The sequence below is a fragment of the Streptomyces sp. NPDC102360 genome (assembly GCF_044766085.1).
Taxonomy (GTDB): domain Bacteria; phylum Actinomycetota; class Actinomycetes; order Streptomycetales; family Streptomycetaceae; genus Streptomyces.
Genome location: NZ_JBIWLG010000005.1, coordinates 519,157 through 533,421 on the forward strand (window position 1 = coordinate 519,157; position 14,265 = coordinate 533,421).

Sequence of the window (14,265 nt, forward strand, 5' to 3'; positions counted from 1 at the left end):
TTGCCGAAGGCTCAGTGAAAGCCCGTCAACTCGTCGTAGACACTGAGCACTTGGGCGACCGTCGCGTCCTCGGTCGGCCAGGACGCGGCCTGCGCGGCGCCGCGTTCCCTGAGCTGCTCGCGCCGCCGGGGGTCGGCCAGGATCCCCGCCACGGCGCGGGCGAGCGCGGGAGCGTCTCCGTAGGGGACCAACTCCGCACCGTCCCCGACCAGTTCGGGGATGCCGCCGACATCCGTCGCCACGAGCGGTACGCGCGCGTGCAGCGCCTCCTGCGCGAGCAGTGAGCGGGACTCCCAACTGCTGGGCAGCACGGCGACATCGGCCGCGTGCAGCAGTTCGGCGACGTCGTCGCGGCGCCCCGCGAGCCGCACCGGCAGGCCCTCGATCTCGATGCGCCGCTGGAGCGCCGGCCGCTCGGGCCCCTCCCCCGCGATCACCAGCAGGGGCACGGGGTCGAGCCCGAGCAGCGCGTGCGCGGCGTCGAGCAGCACGTCGTAACCGCGATGCCGCTCCAGGCTGCCGACGGCCATCAGCAACGGGCGGTCCACGCAGCCGAGTTCGGCCCGCGTCTTGCTGCGGGTGCGCTCGGCCTCCTCGCCCTCCGGGAGCGGTCCGCGTGGCGCCGGGAAGGACACCGCGGCGAGCCGGGCGTCCCGCGCGCCGCGCGCCCGCGCCCGGTCCACCAGGTCGGATGAGGTGCCGAGGACGACGGCCGCCGCCCTGGCCACACGCCGCTCCAGCGCGCGCAACAGGTGGGCGCGGGCGCCCTCGGCGTACGAGCGGGTGTGCCAGGTGACGACGAGCGGGACGCGGCGGCCGCTGAGCGCCAGGGCGGCCCGCAGCCCGGCGTGCAGCCCGTGCGCGTGCACGAGGTCGGCGTCGGTGCAGGCGACGCGGAGCGCGGCGACGGACGCCGGGTCGCCGCGGCGCGGCACCGGAAGGTGGTGCGCGCCCGCGTCCGCGAACCCGTACGCCCGCTCGGCCGCCATCGGCGCGCACACCGTGACGCGCACCCCGCGGGCCACCAACCCCGCGGTCAGGGACCGGACATGGGCGCTGCTGCCCGCACTGCCGCCGCCCAGCACCTGCACGGTGCGCAGCGTCGGCTTTCCGTGCGCTGACGGGCTGCTGGGGTGGCTCACGCGGCCGGGCTCCTGAGGGGTGTCGGCGAACTCGGTAGGTACGGAAGGGGTTAGGTATACGGAGAGTACGGGCTCAGGGATACGTATACCGTCGGTCTCCCAGGATGCCAGCCCGTACCGACGTTCCAGCACCGGACGCCCTCCCGCACCGCCCAGGCCTGGGCAACACGGCACACCGGACCACCCACATGGGTGAGTTGAGGGGACCGATGCTTACGTAAGCGGGCGCTGGGCCAGCGCGCTCACCCGGTCCCCGCACACGGTCGCGGCGACGAGCCCGGCGGCGTGCGCCACGAGGCCGGGCCGCCCGTTGCCCGCGACGATGGCGACACCGACGGCGGCCCCCAGCGCGTGCGCGCCCGCATCGCCGAGCATCCCGCGCTCGGCGAGATCGTCGGGCAGTACGGCGGCTGCGGCGCCCATCGGCGCGGCGGCGAGCGAGCCGCGCAGCAGGCCGGGAACGCCCAGGGCGAGGGTCACTTGGGCCGCGCGTCCCGGCCGTACGTCGACGAGGTTGACGAGGTGCGCGGTGCCTGCGATGACGACACCGGCGAGCACCTTGTCGACAAACCGCTCCTTGAGCAGCCCGCCCGCGACGAGCCCCGCCGCCGAGATCCCGAACAACTTCACGGCACCGCTGGTGAGTTCGCCGTCCCGCAGCGCGCCCAGATGGGCCCGGAAGCCGCGCCGTGGATCATCGGCCCCCGCCACGTCGTCGTACGCCCCGCAGGCCCCGGCCACGACCGTGGCAAGCACCGCGGCGCCTCTCGCCTCCGGCCCTGCGACGAGTGCTCCCGCCGCCGCACCCACGGTGACAGCGGGCCCGGGACACAGGTCGACGGTCCGCCCGGCGTAATTCTTGCGGTCCCAGTCACCGCCCGGCTTGGTGCGGCGCAGCACCGTACGGACGGCGCCGGTGACACCGGCGGCGAGTGCGGCGGAGCGCAGGGCACGATTGACGTCGATCATGCCCTCACCCTAGGCCGCCCCCGCCTTGGGCAATCTGCCGCCTTGGGCGGCAGGGTGGGCAAGGCGGCGCCCCGGTGCCGCGCACCGATTCACAGGCCCCGGCCCCGGCGCGGTTGCGGCCTCGGGGCTCCGCCCCGGACCCCGCTGCTCAATCGCCGCAGGGGCTCGATTTGGCCGCAGCCAACAACTCCTCCGCATGGGCCCGCGCCGTCTCCGAGTCCTCCTGGCCCGCCAGCATCCGGGACAGCTCCCGCACCCGGTCCTCGCCTTCGAGCACCGTCACGCCGGAACTCGTCACGGAGCCGTCATGGGTCTTCTCGACCAGGAGCTGCCGGTCGGCGAACGCGGCGACCTGCGGCAGGTGCGTGACGACCACGACCTGCGCCGACCTGGCGAGCTTGGCCAGACGTCGGCCGATCTCCACGGCGGCCTTGCCACCCACACCCGCGTCGACCTCGTCGAAGAGATACGTAGGTACCGGATCGTTGCCCGCGAAGACGACCTCCACCGCGAGCATCACGCGCGACAGCTCACCGCCGGACGCGCCCTTGGCGATGGGCCGGGGCGGCGCACCGGGGTGCGGGGCGAGCAGCAGCTCCACCTCGTCGACGCCGCTGGGGCCGCAGGCCACGTTCCTGCCGTCGACCTCGACACCGTCGGCCGCGTCCGTCTCGGCCTGCCGGATGTCGAAGGAGACCCGGGCGTGCGGCATCGCGAGCGAGGAGAGCTCCTCGGTCACCGCGGCCGCGAACCGGTCGGCCGCCTCCACGCGCGCGTGCGTCAATTCCTGTGCCAGCACGCCGAGTTCGCCGCGCAGCGACTCGCGTTCCGAGGTCAGCTCGCCGATCCGCTCGTCGTCGCCGTCGAGCTCGAGAAGGCGCGCGGAGCTCGTCTCGGCCCAGGCCAGCACCGCCGTCACGTCCTCGCCGTACTTGCGGGTGAGCGCCGTGAGCGCCGCACGCCGCTCCTCCACCGCGGACAGCCGCAGCGGGTCGGCATCCAAGTCGTCGGCGTAACCGGCCAGTTCGGCGGCGACATCGGTGAGCAGGATCTGGACCTCGCCGATCCGCTCCGCGAGCGTACCGAGCGCCGAGTCGTGGGAGCGCACGGCCTCCAGGGCCCGGTGCGCGCCACCGACCAGCGTCTGCGCGTCGACGCCCTCCGGGTCCTCGGGGTTCCCGGCGAGCGCGGCGTGCGCGGCGGCCGCCGCCGAGGCGAGCGCCTCCGCGTGGCCGAGCCGGGAGGCCTCATCGGCCAGCTCCACGTCCTCGCCCGCCCTGGGCTCCACGGCACCGATCTCGTCGAGCCCGAAGCGCAGCAGATCCGCCTCCTGCGCCCGCTCACGCGCGCGCGTGGTGATCTCGTCCAGCTCGGCGCCGACGGCCCTCAGCCGCCTGTAGACGGTCCCGTACTTGGCGAGCGGCGCCGCCACGGCGTCCCCCGCGTACCGGTCGAGCGCCTGCCGCTGCCGGCCGAGCTTCAGCAGTCCCTGCTGGTCGGTCTGGCCGTGCACGGCGACCAGGTCGTCCGCCAGCTCGCTCAGCACACCCACCGGCACAGACCGCCCGCCCAGGTGCGCCCGGGAGCGCCCCTCGGCGGACACGGTGCGGCTGAGCAGCAGCACCCCGTCCTCGAGCTCGGCCCCTGCTTCCTCGGCCCGCCCACGCGCGCCCGAGTCGGCGGGCACGGCGATGCGCCCCTCGACCACCGCGTTCTTCGCCCCGATCCGTACGAGCGCGGCGTCGGCGCGCCCGCCGAGCAGCAAACCGAGACTGGTGACGACCATGGTCTTGCCCGCGCCCGTCTCACCGGTGACCGCCGTGAAGCCGGGCGAAAGCTCGACCACGGCGTCGTCGATGACTCCGAGCGACCGTATCCGCATCTCCTCCAACACGCCTCTGACCTTACGAGGTCGAAGGCCGTCCGTGCGACGGACCCCGGTCCCCTCCCCCGATTCCGCAGGTGGAAGGGGACTTCCGGTGACAAACCTTCACGCCGCCGTCACTCGAACGTGCCGCTCACTGCGGGGCGCCGCGCCACCCGGCGACCGGGAGCGCGAACTTGGCCACGAGCCGGTCGGTGAAGACCGCGTGGTGCAGCCGCGCGAGCCGGACCGGCACCTCGCCGCGGCGCACCTCGATCCGCGCGCCCGGCGGCAGCTCCACGGTCCGCCGCCCGTCGCACCAGAGCACGCCGTGCGGCGTGTGCTGCTGCACCTCGACGGCGAGCACCGAATCGGGCGAGGTGATGAGCGGCTTCGCGAACAGGGCGTGCGCGCTGATCGGCACCATGAGCAGCGCCTCGACCTCGGGCCACACCACGGGGCCGCCGGCCGAGAACGCGTACGCGGTGGACCCGGTCGGGGTCGCGCACACGATCCCGTCGCACCCGAACCCGGTGACCGGCCGACCGTCGATCTCAAGGACGACCTCGAGCATCCGCTCGGGCTCGATCTTCTGGACGGCCGCCTCGTTGAGCGCCCAGTCCCGGTGTACGACGTCGCCGTTGCGGTGCACGGCGACGTCGATCGTCATGCGCTCCTCGACCTCGTACTCCTTGGTGACGACGCGGTCGACGACCTTGTCCAGGTCGTCCCGCTCCGCCTCCGCGAGGAAGCCGACGCGGCCCAGGTTCACCCCGAGCATCGGCACCCCGGACGCCCGCGCGAACTCGGCGCCGCGCAGCAGCGTCCCGTCCCCGCCGAGCACGATGAGCAGCTCACAGCCGTCGAGGCAGGCGGGCGTCGCCTCGGACTCCTTCACCAGTTCCACGGTGTCGGGCAGTGGCAGGTCCTCGGCCTCCGACGCCAGGACCCGCACCCCGAGGCCGCTGCGCAGCAGCCCCTGCACGACGAGTTCGGCGCTGCGGATCGCGGCGGGCCGGCCCGTGTGGGCGAGCAGGAAAACCGTACGAGCCCGGGTCTGCGGCAGCTGATTCGGCTTGGTCAACGGGGTCCCTCCGCCACTGCGCGATCCACGTCGGCCGGGTCGAGCTGATCCGCCCCGGCACGCAGCCACAGAAAGTACTCGACGTTCCCGGACGGTCCCGGCAGGGGGCTCGCGGTCACCCCGCGCACGCCGTACCCGAGCTTCCATGCCTGCTCGGCGACCCCGCGCACCGCGTCGGCCCGCATTTCGGGGCTGCGCACGACGCCCCCGCTGCCGAGCCGCTCCTTGCCCACCTCGAACTGCGGCTTGACCATCAGCACGAGATCCGCCTCCGGTGCCGCGCAGCGCACGAGGGCGGGCAGTACGAGCCCGAGCGGAATGAAGGACAGGTCACCGACGACCACATCAACAGGCACTCCATCGATCGCCTCCAACGTCAATTCGCGTACGTTCGTACGGTCCTTGACGGTGACGCGTTCATCGCTCTGCAGCGACCACGCGAGTTGCCCGTAGCCGACGTCGACGGCGACGACGTGCGCGACCCCGGCCCGGAGCAGCACATCGGTGAAGCCACCGGTGGACGCGCCCGCGTCCAATGCCCTGCGCCCCTTGACCACGAGCCCCTGCGGACCGAACGCCTCCAGCGCGCCCGCGAGCTTGTGCCCGCCGCGCGAGACGTAGTCGGGGTCGCTGCTGTCCGCCGTGACGACGATCGACACGCCCTCGTTCACCTGTGTCGCGGGCTTGGTCGCGACGATCTTGGAAACGCTGACCCGGCCCGCGGCGATCAGCTGGCTCGCGTGCTCGCGCGAGCGCGCCAGTTTGCGGTTGACGAGTTCGGCGTCGAGGCGGCGACGTGCCACACCTGCCACGGTGGTTCAGCTCCTGTTGTCGTGCGGAGACGGAGAGGTGGGGGCGGCATCCAGCGCGGTCAGCGCGTTCCGCAGCCCCTGGTGTACATCCTCGTACACCTCGGCGTGCCCGTCCGCGGCGAGGTGGTCCACATCGCCGAGCCGCTCCAGCTGCGCGTCCACCTCGGCGTTGCCGGTGGGGGTGCGCCCGATGCCGAGCGGGGCGGGTGCCGCGGGGTCGTACGAGGGCTCCGCCGCGGGTTCCGGCACGTCGGTGGGGTCGGTGGGCGTCTCGCTCATGCCCCGACGCTACCCCGAAGCGCCGGTGTACCGTCGATCACGATGGCGACGATGGAGGAGTGCCGGGCGGCGCTCGACAAACTCTCGGACAACATGGCGGGGGCCGACGGGGACGTGCGCACGGCCGCGGCCCTGGACCGCTCGCTGAGCTGCCGCATCACCGACCTCGACGTGACGTTTTCCGGCCGACTCAAGGACGGCCGGATCGAGGTCCTCGACACCCGCTCCGGACCGCCCGCCGAGAAGGCGCAGATCCGGCTCGCGCTGACCGGGGACGACCTGGTGGCGATGGTCGACGGCGAGCTGAACTTCGCGAAGGCCTGGGCGGCGGGACGCGTCAAGCTCGAGGCGTCCTTCCGCGACCTCCTGCGGCTCAGGACGCTGCTGTAGCGATCTCCTTGCGACGCGCCTTGCGCGCGGCCGGCACCACCAGCGGGGTCCCCGTCTCCGGGTCGTCGATGACCTGGCACTTCATGCCGAAGAGCCGCTCGACGAGCTCGGCCGTGACGATGTCCTTGGGCGCACCCTCCGCGATCACCTCGCCCTCGCGCAGGGCGATGAGGTGGGTGGCGTAGCGGGCCGCGTGGTTGAGGTCGTGCAGGACGGCGACGAGCGTGCGCCCCTGCTCCTCGTGCAGCTCGGCACAGAGGTCGAGCACGTCGATCTGGTGCTGGATGTCGAGGTACGTCGTCGGCTCGTCGAGCAGCAGCAGCGGCGTCTGCTGGGCGAGCGCCATCGCGATCCACACGCGCTGGCGCTGGCCGCCGGAGAGCTCGTCGACGTACCGCTCGGCGAGCTCGGCGACGCCGGTGGAACCCATCGACTCCTGGACGATCCGCTCGTCGTCGGACGACCACTGGCGCAGCAGCCCCTGGTGCGGGTAGCGGCCGCGGGCCACGAGGTCGCCGACGGTGATGCCGTCGGGCGCCGTCGACGACTGCGGCAGCAGGCCGAGCGTCTTGGCGACCTTCTTGGCGGGCATCGACTGGATGACGCCGCCGTCGAGCAGGACGCGGCCCGCGCTCGGCTTGAGCATCCGCGACAGGGCGCGCAGCAGCGTGGACTTGCCGCAGGCGTTCGGGCCGACGATCACCGTGAACGAGTTGTCGGGGATCTCCACCGACAGCTTCTCGGCGATGACGCGCTGGTCGTATCCGAGGGTCACGTCGTCGGCTATCAGCCTGTTCACTGCGGTGCTCCTTTGGTTCGTACGAGAGTCATCGGGCCTGCGTGTTCCGCGCTCGCTCATATCCGGCCCGCCTTGCGCTCGGTGACCAGCAGCCACAGCAGATAGATACCGCCGACGACGCCGGTGACCACGCCGACGGGCAGCTGGTCGGCGCCGAAGGCCCGCTGCGAGACCAGGTCGGCGACGATCAGCAGGGCCGCGCCCAGGATCGTCGACGCCGCCAGGTTCGGCCCCGGCGACTTGGTCAGCCGCCGGGCGATCTGCGGCGCGGTCAGCGCGACGAAGGTGACCGGGCCCGCGGCCGCGGTGGCGGCGGCGGTCAGCACGACGGAGGCCGTGAGGAGCAGCAGCCGGGTGCGCTCGACACGCACGCCGAGGCCGCCCGCCGCGTCGTCGCCCATCTCCAGCATCCGCAGCGGACGCGCGGACGCGGCGACGAGCGGGATCAGCACCACGAACATGATCAGCAGCGGCCAGACCTGCGCCCAGTCGCGGCCGTTGAGCGAGCCGGTCATCCACACGGTGGCGCGGGCGGCGTCCACGAAGTCGGCCTTCGTGAGCAGATACCCGTTGATCGCGGTCACGAAGGCGGAGACACCGATGCCGACGAGGACGAGCCGGTAGCCGTGCACGCCCCGCTTCCAGGCGAGTACGTAGATGGCGACGCCGGTGACGAGACCGCCGACAAGTGCGCCGAGGGCGACCTGCGTGGCGCTGCCCCCGAAGATCACGATCATCACGAGCGCGCCGGCCGTCGAGCCCTGGCCGAGGCCGAGCACATCGGGGCTGCCCAGCGGGTTGCGGGAGACGGACTGGAAGAGCGCGCCGGACAGGCCGAGCGCGGCGCCGACGAGCAGGCCGACGAGGACCCGCGGGAGCCGCAGGTCGTTGATGATGAATTCCTGGCCGGCGTTGCCGTTGCCCGCGAGGGTGCGCAGCACGTCGGGGACCGGGATCGGGAAGTCGCCGGTGCCGATGAGGAAGACGCTCGCGGCGAGCGCCGCGACGAGAAGGACCGCGACGACGAGGAGCGAGCGGACGTCGAGCCGGAAGGAGAGGCCGCCCGGGGTGCGTATCGCCTTGGTCTTCTTCCGCCCGGTCTGCGCGGGGGTCTTGGTCGCGTTCACAGCTGGGCCATCCTTCGGCGACGTACGAGCACGATGAAGACCGGTGCGCCGATGACGGCCGTGACGATGCCGACCTGGAGCTCGGAGGGGCGGGCCACGAGCCGGCCGATGACATCGGCGCCGAGCAGCAGCACGGGCGAGAGGACCGCCGCGTACGGCATGATCCAGCGCATGTCGGGCCCGGTGAACGAGCGCACCATGTGCGGCACCATGAGGCCGACGAAGGCGATCGGTCCGCAGGCCGCGGTGGCCGCGCCGCACAGCAGCGTCGCGGCGATCATGCTCAGGGCGCGGGTGCGGCCGAGGTGGGCGCCGAGCGCGCGGGCGGTGTCGTCGCCCATGGCCATGGCGTTGAGCGGGCGGGAGAGCAGCAGCGCGAGCACGGCGCCGACGACGATGAAGGGCCACACCTGCTGGACGGTGTGCATGGTGGACGTGGCCAGCGAGCCGACCTGCCAGAACCGCATCCGGTTGAGGGCCATGTCGTCGGTGATCATCACCGCGTAGAGATAGCCGGAGAGCGCCGCGTTGATCGCGGTACCGGCGAGCGCGAGCCGCACGGGCGTCGCATTGCGGGTGCCGCCGAGCGCGTAGACGAGGACGCCCACGGCGGCGGCGCCCGCGAAGGCGAACCATACGTAGCCGGTGAGTGAGGTCACCCCGAAGAAACTGATGGCGGAGACGACGGCGGCCGACGCGCCCATGTTGATGCCGAGGATGCCGGGGTCCGCGAGGGGGTTGCGGGTCAGCGCCTGCAGGACGGCGCCGGCGAGGCCGAGCGCGATTCCGGCCAACAGGCCGAGCAGGGTGCGCGACACACGCTCACCGACGACCACATCCGCATAGTTCCCGGTGTCCTCGAACAGGCCGTGCCAGACCTGGTCGAGCGAGAGCGGTTTGGCGCCCACGGCGATGCTCGCCACAAGGACGGCCACCAGCACGAGGACAGACGCGAGCAGCCCGACGGTGCGTATCGCCGCACGACGGTCGGGGGGCGCGGGAGCGGTCACCGCGCTGGCTTCGGGAGGACTGTCGACCAACACGAAGTTAGGTTAGCCTACCCTGCAACTTCACGACATCACGGTCCCGTCCCCCCCCGCCGCCTTGGGCAATCTGCCGCCAAGGGCGGCAGGGTGGGCAAGGCGGCACCCCGGTGCGGGGCGAGCACACTCCGGGCCCCAACCCCAGCGCAGCCCGGCCAAGCATCGGCGCGCTACAGCCCCAACCGTGCCACCGCCTTCCCCGCATCCAGCTCACACACACCCTCCCCGGCCACACCCCACGCCGCCCCACACAGCGCCCGCAACCCGTCGATCGCCTCACCGTCCCCCTCGACACGCAACTCCCCGCCCCCGGCAACCGCGGTCCAGCCCCCACACCGGAACCCACCGTCCCCGCCCTGAAGCTCCTCGACCTCCGGCTGCCCGGTGAGCAGCCCCCGCAGATCCACGTCCACATACGTGGGCCGATGCTGCGGCGGCGCGGCGAGCAACTGCGCGGCATCGGTGACACCGGTCAGCACAAGCAGCGAATCCACACCCCCGTTGAACGCCCCCTCGATGTCCGTGTCGAGCCGGTCCCCCACCACCAGCGGAGTCTTCGCCCCGGTCCGCAGAATCGTCTCCCGGTGCATCGGAGGCAACGGCTTCCCCGCGACCTGCGGCTCCGCACCCGTCGCGATCCGGACGACCTCCACCGCCGCCCCGTTCCCCGGCGCGATCCCACGCGCACTCGGAATCGTCAGGTCGGTATTGGATGCGAACCACGGCACCCCGCGCGCGATGGCGTAGCAGGCCTCCGCGAACCGCCCCCACGCCATGTCGGGCCCGCCGTACCCCTGCGCCACGGCGGCCGGGTCCTCGTCGGCGGAGTCCACCGGCACGAGCCCGCGCTCCCGCAACGCCACCCGCAGACCCTCACCGCCGATCACCAACACCCGCGCCCCTTCGGGCACTTGCTCGCTGATGAGCCGCGCGACGGCCTGCGCCGACGTGATGACATCGGCGGCCCCGGTCGGGATCCCGAGCTCGGTCAGATGCTCGGCCACGGCGTCCGGCGTGCGCAGCGCGTTGTTCGTGACGTACGCGAGCCCCATCCCGCCGTCGCGCGCCACGGCCAGCGACTCGACGGCATGCGCGATGGCAAGTCCGCCCGCGTACACGACCCCGTCGAGATCCAGCAGCGCGGTGTCGTACGCCTCGTGCAACGCCCGCGCACTGTCACCGGGCCGCACCCGGGCCCCGCCGTCGGCCGTCCCGCTCGCACCGTGGACCTGGCTCATTCCGCATCTCTCCTCGCTCGATCCCACTCCCCCGATCATCCCCCACGGCACTGACACTCGTACGATGCGGGGATGAAGACTGCAGGTCGCACGGCACAGTCGGGCAGCAACGGCCTGGACCTGATCCCGTTCAGGGGCGTCCGCTACGTCCCCGAACAGGTCGGCAGCCTCGCCGCCGTGACCTCACCCCCGTACGACGTGGTCGTACGGCCCGACGGACTGCACCACCTGGAGAACGCGGACCCGCACAACATCGTCCGCCTGATCCTCCCGCAGGCCGTGGCGCCCCAGGCCCGCAACGAACTGGCGGCCGCCACCCTGCACCGCTGGCTCGCCGAGGGCGTCCTCGCCCCCGACGCCGAACCCGCCTTCTACGTATACGAACAGCGGAACGGCGACATGCTGCAACGCGGCATCATCGGCGCCCTCCACCTCTCCGAGGCCTCGGAAGGTGTGGTCCTGCCCCACGAGGACGTCATGCCTCATGTGGTCGAGGACCGGGCAGGCCTGATGCGCACGACGGCCGCGAACCTCGAACCGCTCCTGCTGACCTACCGGGGCAACGGCAACGCGACCGGCGCCACCGCCGTCATCGAACGCACGGTCCAGCGCCCCCCGCTCCTCGCCACGACCACCGAGGACGGCTACAGCCACCGCCTCTGGGCCCTCACGGACCCCGCCGACCAGCGCCAGGTCCAAGGCGGTCTCGCCGCCCACCAGGCACTGATCGCGGACGGCCACCACCGCTGGGCCACCTACCTGCGCCTGCGCACCGAACACACGGCGCCGGGCCGCACCCCCTGGGACTACGGCCTGGTCCTCCTGGTCGACACGGCCCGCTACCCCCTCCGGGTCCGCGCCATCCACCGCCTGCTGGGCCGCCTCCCCCTCGACCGGGCACTGGCGGCGGCCCGCCCCCACTTCCGCGTACGCGAGGTCACGGGCCCGCTCCCGCACGCGATGGAGGCCCTGGCGCAGGCGGCGTCCCACGGCAACGCCTTCCTCCTCACCGGCACCGAGGACACGTACCACCTCCTGGACCGCCCCGACCCGGCGCTCCTGGACCGTACGATTCCGGCCGACCGCCCCGAGGCCTGGCGCACCCTCGACGCCACGGTGCTGCACTCCACGCTCCTCGGTGACGTCTGGGGCATCCCGGAGGACTCCCCCGCCGACGTCTCGTACATCCACGACACGCAGGCGACGGTCGACAAGGCGCGCCACGACGGCGGCACGGCGGTCCTGATGCACCCGGTCCGCGAGGAGGTCGTCCGCGAGCTGGCCCGCCAGGGCGTGACGATGCCCCGCAAGTCCACGTCGTTCGGCCCGAAGCCGGCCACGGGCCTGGTGCTGCGCACACTGACGGAAGACTGAGTTTCAACTCTCGCCACAACGACGAACGGGCGGGCCCCCTGAGGAGCCCGCCCGTTCGTCATGTCATCACGCTCTACCGCTCGTCGCGTCCTTCACGCTCGACGCCGGCGCTCTCGCCCTCGGGCGCCGGGGCGCCGTCCTCGTCGCTGTCGTCAAAGGCGTCCACGAACTCGACGCCGTCCAACTCGGCGAGCCGGTCGGACGCGTCCGTGCTGCCGTCCTTGTCGGACTCGACGGCCTTGGCGAACCACTCCCGCGCCTCGCCCTCGCGCCCGGCCTCCAGCAGTGCGTCGGCGTACGCGTAGCGCAGACGCGCGGTCCACGGATGTGCGGAGTTCGACGCGAGCTCGGGGCTCTGCAGCGTCACGATCGCGGCATCCAGCTGCCCCATGTCGCGCCGCGCGCCCGCGGCCACGAGCCGCATCTCGACCTGCCCGGCCTTGTCCAGCTTCGACACCTCGGGGGCGCCGGCCATGTCCAGCGCCTTCTCGGGACGCCCGAGCCCGCGCTCGCAGTCGGCCATGAGCGGCCACAGCTCCGCGCTCCCGGTCATCCGCCGCGCGGCCCGGAACTCGGCGAGCGCCTCGCTGTACTTCTGGTTCGCGTACGCGGCGAATCCGGCGGCCTCCCGCACGGCGGCGACCCGCGACGCGAGACGCAGCGCGATCCGGGAGTACGCGTACGCGCGCTCCGGGTCCTCGTCGATCAGCCGGGCCACCATCACGAGGTTCATCGCGACGTCCTCGGCGAGCCCCCTCGGCAGGGACTGAAGCTCCTGCTGCACGCTCTTGTCGAGCTCGGCACCGGAGACGTCATCCGGAATCGGCAGCCGCTTGATCGGCTCCCGGTCCCGCTCCCGGTCATCCCGGCGGAAGCCGCCACCGCGATTGTCATCACGCCGGTCATCACGACGCGGCCCACGGTCGTCCCGCCCACGGAACCCACCGGGCCGCCCGCCCCGGTCATCACGACGCGGCCCACGGTCACGGTCACGGTCACGGTCGTCGCGCCGGAAACCGCCACCGCGATTGTCATCGCGCCGATCATCGCGGCGGAAGCCACCGCCACGGTTGTCGTCCCGACGGTTGTCATCACGCCGATCATCGCGACGGTCATCGCGGCGGAAGCCGCCACCGCGGTTGTCGTCACGACGGTCATCACGACGCGGCCCACGGTCACGGTCCCGATCACCGTACGAACGGTCATCGCGCCGGTCGTCACGGCGGAAACCGCCACCACGATTGTCGTCGCGCCGGTCGTCACGACGCGGCCCACGGTCACGGTCGTCCCGACGGTCATCACGGCGGAAACCGCCACCACGATTGTCGTCACGCCGGTTGTCGTCGCGCCGGTCATCGCGACGGAAGCCACCGCCACGGTTGTCGTCACGACGGAAGCCGCCACCACGGTTGTCGTCACGACGGTCATCACGACGCGGCGCGCGATCACGGTCACGGTCGTCGCGGCGGAAACCACCCCCGCGGTTGTCGTCGCGCCGGTCGTCACGACGCGGCCCACGGTCACGGTCGTCCCGACGGTCATCACGGCGGAAACCGCCACCACGGTTGTCGTCACGCCGGTTGTCGTCGCGCCGGTTGTCGTCGCGCCGGTCATCGCGACGGAAGCCACCGCCACGGTTGTCGTCGCGACGCGGCCCACGGTCACGGTCGTCCCGACGGAAGCCGCCACCACGGTTGTCGTCCCAACGGGGCCCACGGTCCCGGTCACCCTGCGAACGGTCATCGCGACGGTCGTCCCGGCGGAAGGGAGGACGCTCCCGGTCGCCATCCCGACGGTCCCGAGTGTCCCGACGCGGAGCGCCGCTGTTGCCGCGGAACCCTCCACGGTCCCCCCGGTCACCACTGTCCCGTCGGCGCTGATCGCGCTCCGGTCGCTCGTCGGGCGAGTTGGTGGCCATCGGTTGACTCCTGTCTTCGGTACCGCAGTCATTCTCGCGCAACCGGGGTGCCGGCGCGCTCCGAGAAAAGCTCTGGAAATACAAAAAGGACCCTTGGTCCCAGCATGTGTGCCGGGACCAAGGGTCCTCTCAAAATTAGTTCGGCGGCGTCCTACTCTCCCACAGGGTCCCCCCTGCAGTACCATCGGCGCTGTGAGGCTTAGCTTCCGGGTTCGGAATGTAACCG

14 protein-coding genes and 1 rRNA gene are annotated in these 14,265 nt (G+C 72.5%); 2 read left to right on the plus strand and 13 right to left on the minus strand.

All coding sequences use genetic code 11. The features are described from left to right. Positions 1-11 precede the first annotated feature (11 nt). The 6 genes from ACIRHA_RS23250 to ACIRHA_RS23275 form a co-directional block, all read right to left on the minus strand. Entirely contained in the window at positions 12-1,142 is a 1,131-nt protein-coding gene (locus ACIRHA_RS23250; RefSeq protein WP_403848850.1) for a glycosyltransferase family 4 protein, read from the minus strand. A gap of 213 nt (positions 1,143-1,355) precedes the next feature. Next, positions 1,356-2,111, minus strand: a complete 756-nt coding sequence (locus ACIRHA_RS23255; RefSeq protein ID WP_403848853.1) for a hypothetical protein — start codon at positions 2,109-2,111, stop codon at positions 1,356-1,358. 148 nt (positions 2,112-2,259) lie between these two features. After that, on the minus strand, positions 2,260-3,993 hold the full coding sequence (gene recN, locus ACIRHA_RS23260; RefSeq protein WP_403848949.1) for a DNA repair protein RecN: 1,734 nt from the start codon (positions 3,991-3,993) through the stop codon (positions 2,260-2,262). A gap of 136 nt (positions 3,994-4,129) precedes the next feature. Next, a complete protein-coding gene (locus ACIRHA_RS23265) occupies positions 4,130-5,041 on the minus strand; it encodes an NAD kinase (RefSeq protein ID WP_403848952.1) in 912 nt (303 codons plus the stop codon). Between the two features lie 14 nt (positions 5,042-5,055). Next, positions 5,056-5,871, minus strand: a complete 816-nt coding sequence (locus ACIRHA_RS23270; protein ID WP_403848856.1) for a TlyA family RNA methyltransferase — start codon at positions 5,869-5,871, stop codon at positions 5,056-5,058. A gap of 6 nt (positions 5,872-5,877) precedes the next feature. Next, the gene (locus tag ACIRHA_RS23275) at positions 5,878-6,150 is read right to left on the minus strand and encodes a hypothetical protein (RefSeq protein ID WP_403848859.1); all 273 of its coding nucleotides are present in this window, start codon (positions 6,148-6,150) and stop codon (positions 5,878-5,880) included. Positions 6,151-6,192: 42 nt separating this feature from the next. Between ACIRHA_RS23275 and ACIRHA_RS23280 the strand changes: the two genes are divergently transcribed. After that, a complete protein-coding gene (locus ACIRHA_RS23280; protein WP_403848862.1) occupies positions 6,193-6,540 on the plus strand; it encodes an SCP2 sterol-binding domain-containing protein in 348 nt (115 codons plus the stop codon). Here the strand turns inward: ACIRHA_RS23280 and ACIRHA_RS23285 are convergent. The 4 genes from ACIRHA_RS23285 to ACIRHA_RS23300 form a co-directional block, all read right to left on the minus strand. Continuing rightward, a complete protein-coding gene (locus tag ACIRHA_RS23285) occupies positions 6,524-7,399 on the minus strand; it encodes an ABC transporter ATP-binding protein (protein ID WP_403848865.1) in 876 nt (291 codons plus the stop codon). The two genes, ACIRHA_RS23280 and ACIRHA_RS23285, sit on opposite strands and share 17 nt — an antisense overlap. Then, complete coding sequence (locus tag ACIRHA_RS23290) at positions 7,396-8,466, minus strand: FecCD family ABC transporter permease (RefSeq protein WP_403848868.1); 1,071 nt, start codon at positions 8,464-8,466, stop codon at positions 7,396-7,398. The genes ACIRHA_RS23285 and ACIRHA_RS23290 overlap by 4 nt, the downstream gene beginning before the upstream one ends. Then, complete coding sequence (locus ACIRHA_RS23295) at positions 8,463-9,509, minus strand: FecCD family ABC transporter permease (protein ID WP_403848871.1); 1,047 nt, start codon at positions 9,507-9,509, stop codon at positions 8,463-8,465. Before ACIRHA_RS23295 ends, ACIRHA_RS23290 begins: the two co-directional genes overlap by 4 nt. Before the next feature lie 170 nt (positions 9,510-9,679). After that, a complete protein-coding gene (locus ACIRHA_RS23300; protein ID WP_403848874.1) occupies positions 9,680-10,747 on the minus strand; it encodes an HAD hydrolase-like protein in 1,068 nt (355 codons plus the stop codon). Between the two features lie 72 nt (positions 10,748-10,819). Here ACIRHA_RS23300 and ACIRHA_RS23305 point away from each other — a divergent pair, with 72 nt between their 5' ends. Further along, the gene (locus tag ACIRHA_RS23305; RefSeq protein ID WP_403848877.1) at positions 10,820-12,121 is read left to right on the plus strand and encodes a DUF1015 family protein; all 1,302 of its coding nucleotides are present in this window, start codon (positions 10,820-10,822) and stop codon (positions 12,119-12,121) included. Between the two features lie 73 nt (positions 12,122-12,194). On the opposite strand, the gene ACIRHA_RS23310 is transcribed toward ACIRHA_RS23305, so the two are convergent. The 3 genes from ACIRHA_RS23310 to rrf form a co-directional block, all read right to left on the minus strand. Further along, positions 12,195-12,905: a hypothetical protein gene (locus ACIRHA_RS23310; protein ID WP_403848880.1), complete on the minus strand. Its 711-nt coding sequence runs from the start codon at positions 12,903-12,905 to the stop codon at positions 12,195-12,197. Then, positions 12,851-13,849: a hypothetical protein gene (locus tag ACIRHA_RS23315; RefSeq protein WP_403848883.1), complete on the minus strand. Its 999-nt coding sequence runs from the start codon at positions 13,847-13,849 to the stop codon at positions 12,851-12,853. Before ACIRHA_RS23315 ends, ACIRHA_RS23310 begins: the two co-directional genes overlap by 55 nt. 328 nt (positions 13,850-14,177) lie before the next feature. After that, positions 14,178-14,265, minus strand: a 5S ribosomal RNA gene (gene rrf, locus ACIRHA_RS23320); the annotation flags it as partial.

Bases quoted from the DNA above. Each gene is read 5' to 3' on its own strand.
- ACIRHA_RS23255 (WP_403848853.1), bottom strand. From the start codon at position 2,111: ATGATCGACGTCAATCGTGCCCTGCGCTCCGCCGCACTCGCCGCCGGT.
- recN (WP_403848949.1), bottom strand. From the start codon at position 3,993: ATGCGGATACGGTCGCTCGGAGTCATCGACGACGCCGTGGTCGAGCTT.
- ACIRHA_RS23275 (WP_403848859.1), bottom strand. From the start codon at position 6,150: ATGAGCGAGACGCCCACCGACCCCACCGACGTGCCGGAACCCGCGGCG.
- ACIRHA_RS23280 (WP_403848862.1), top strand. From the start codon at position 6,193: ATGGCGACGATGGAGGAGTGCCGGGCGGCGCTCGACAAACTCTCGGAC.
- ACIRHA_RS23285 (WP_403848865.1), bottom strand. From the start codon at position 7,399: ATGAGCGAGCGCGGAACACGCAGGCCCGATGACTCTCGTACGAACCAA.
- ACIRHA_RS23300 (WP_403848874.1), bottom strand. From the start codon at position 10,747: ATGAGCCAGGTCCACGGTGCGAGCGGGACGGCCGACGGCGGGGCCCGG.
- ACIRHA_RS23305 (WP_403848877.1), top strand. From the start codon at position 10,820: ATGAAGACTGCAGGTCGCACGGCACAGTCGGGCAGCAACGGCCTGGAC.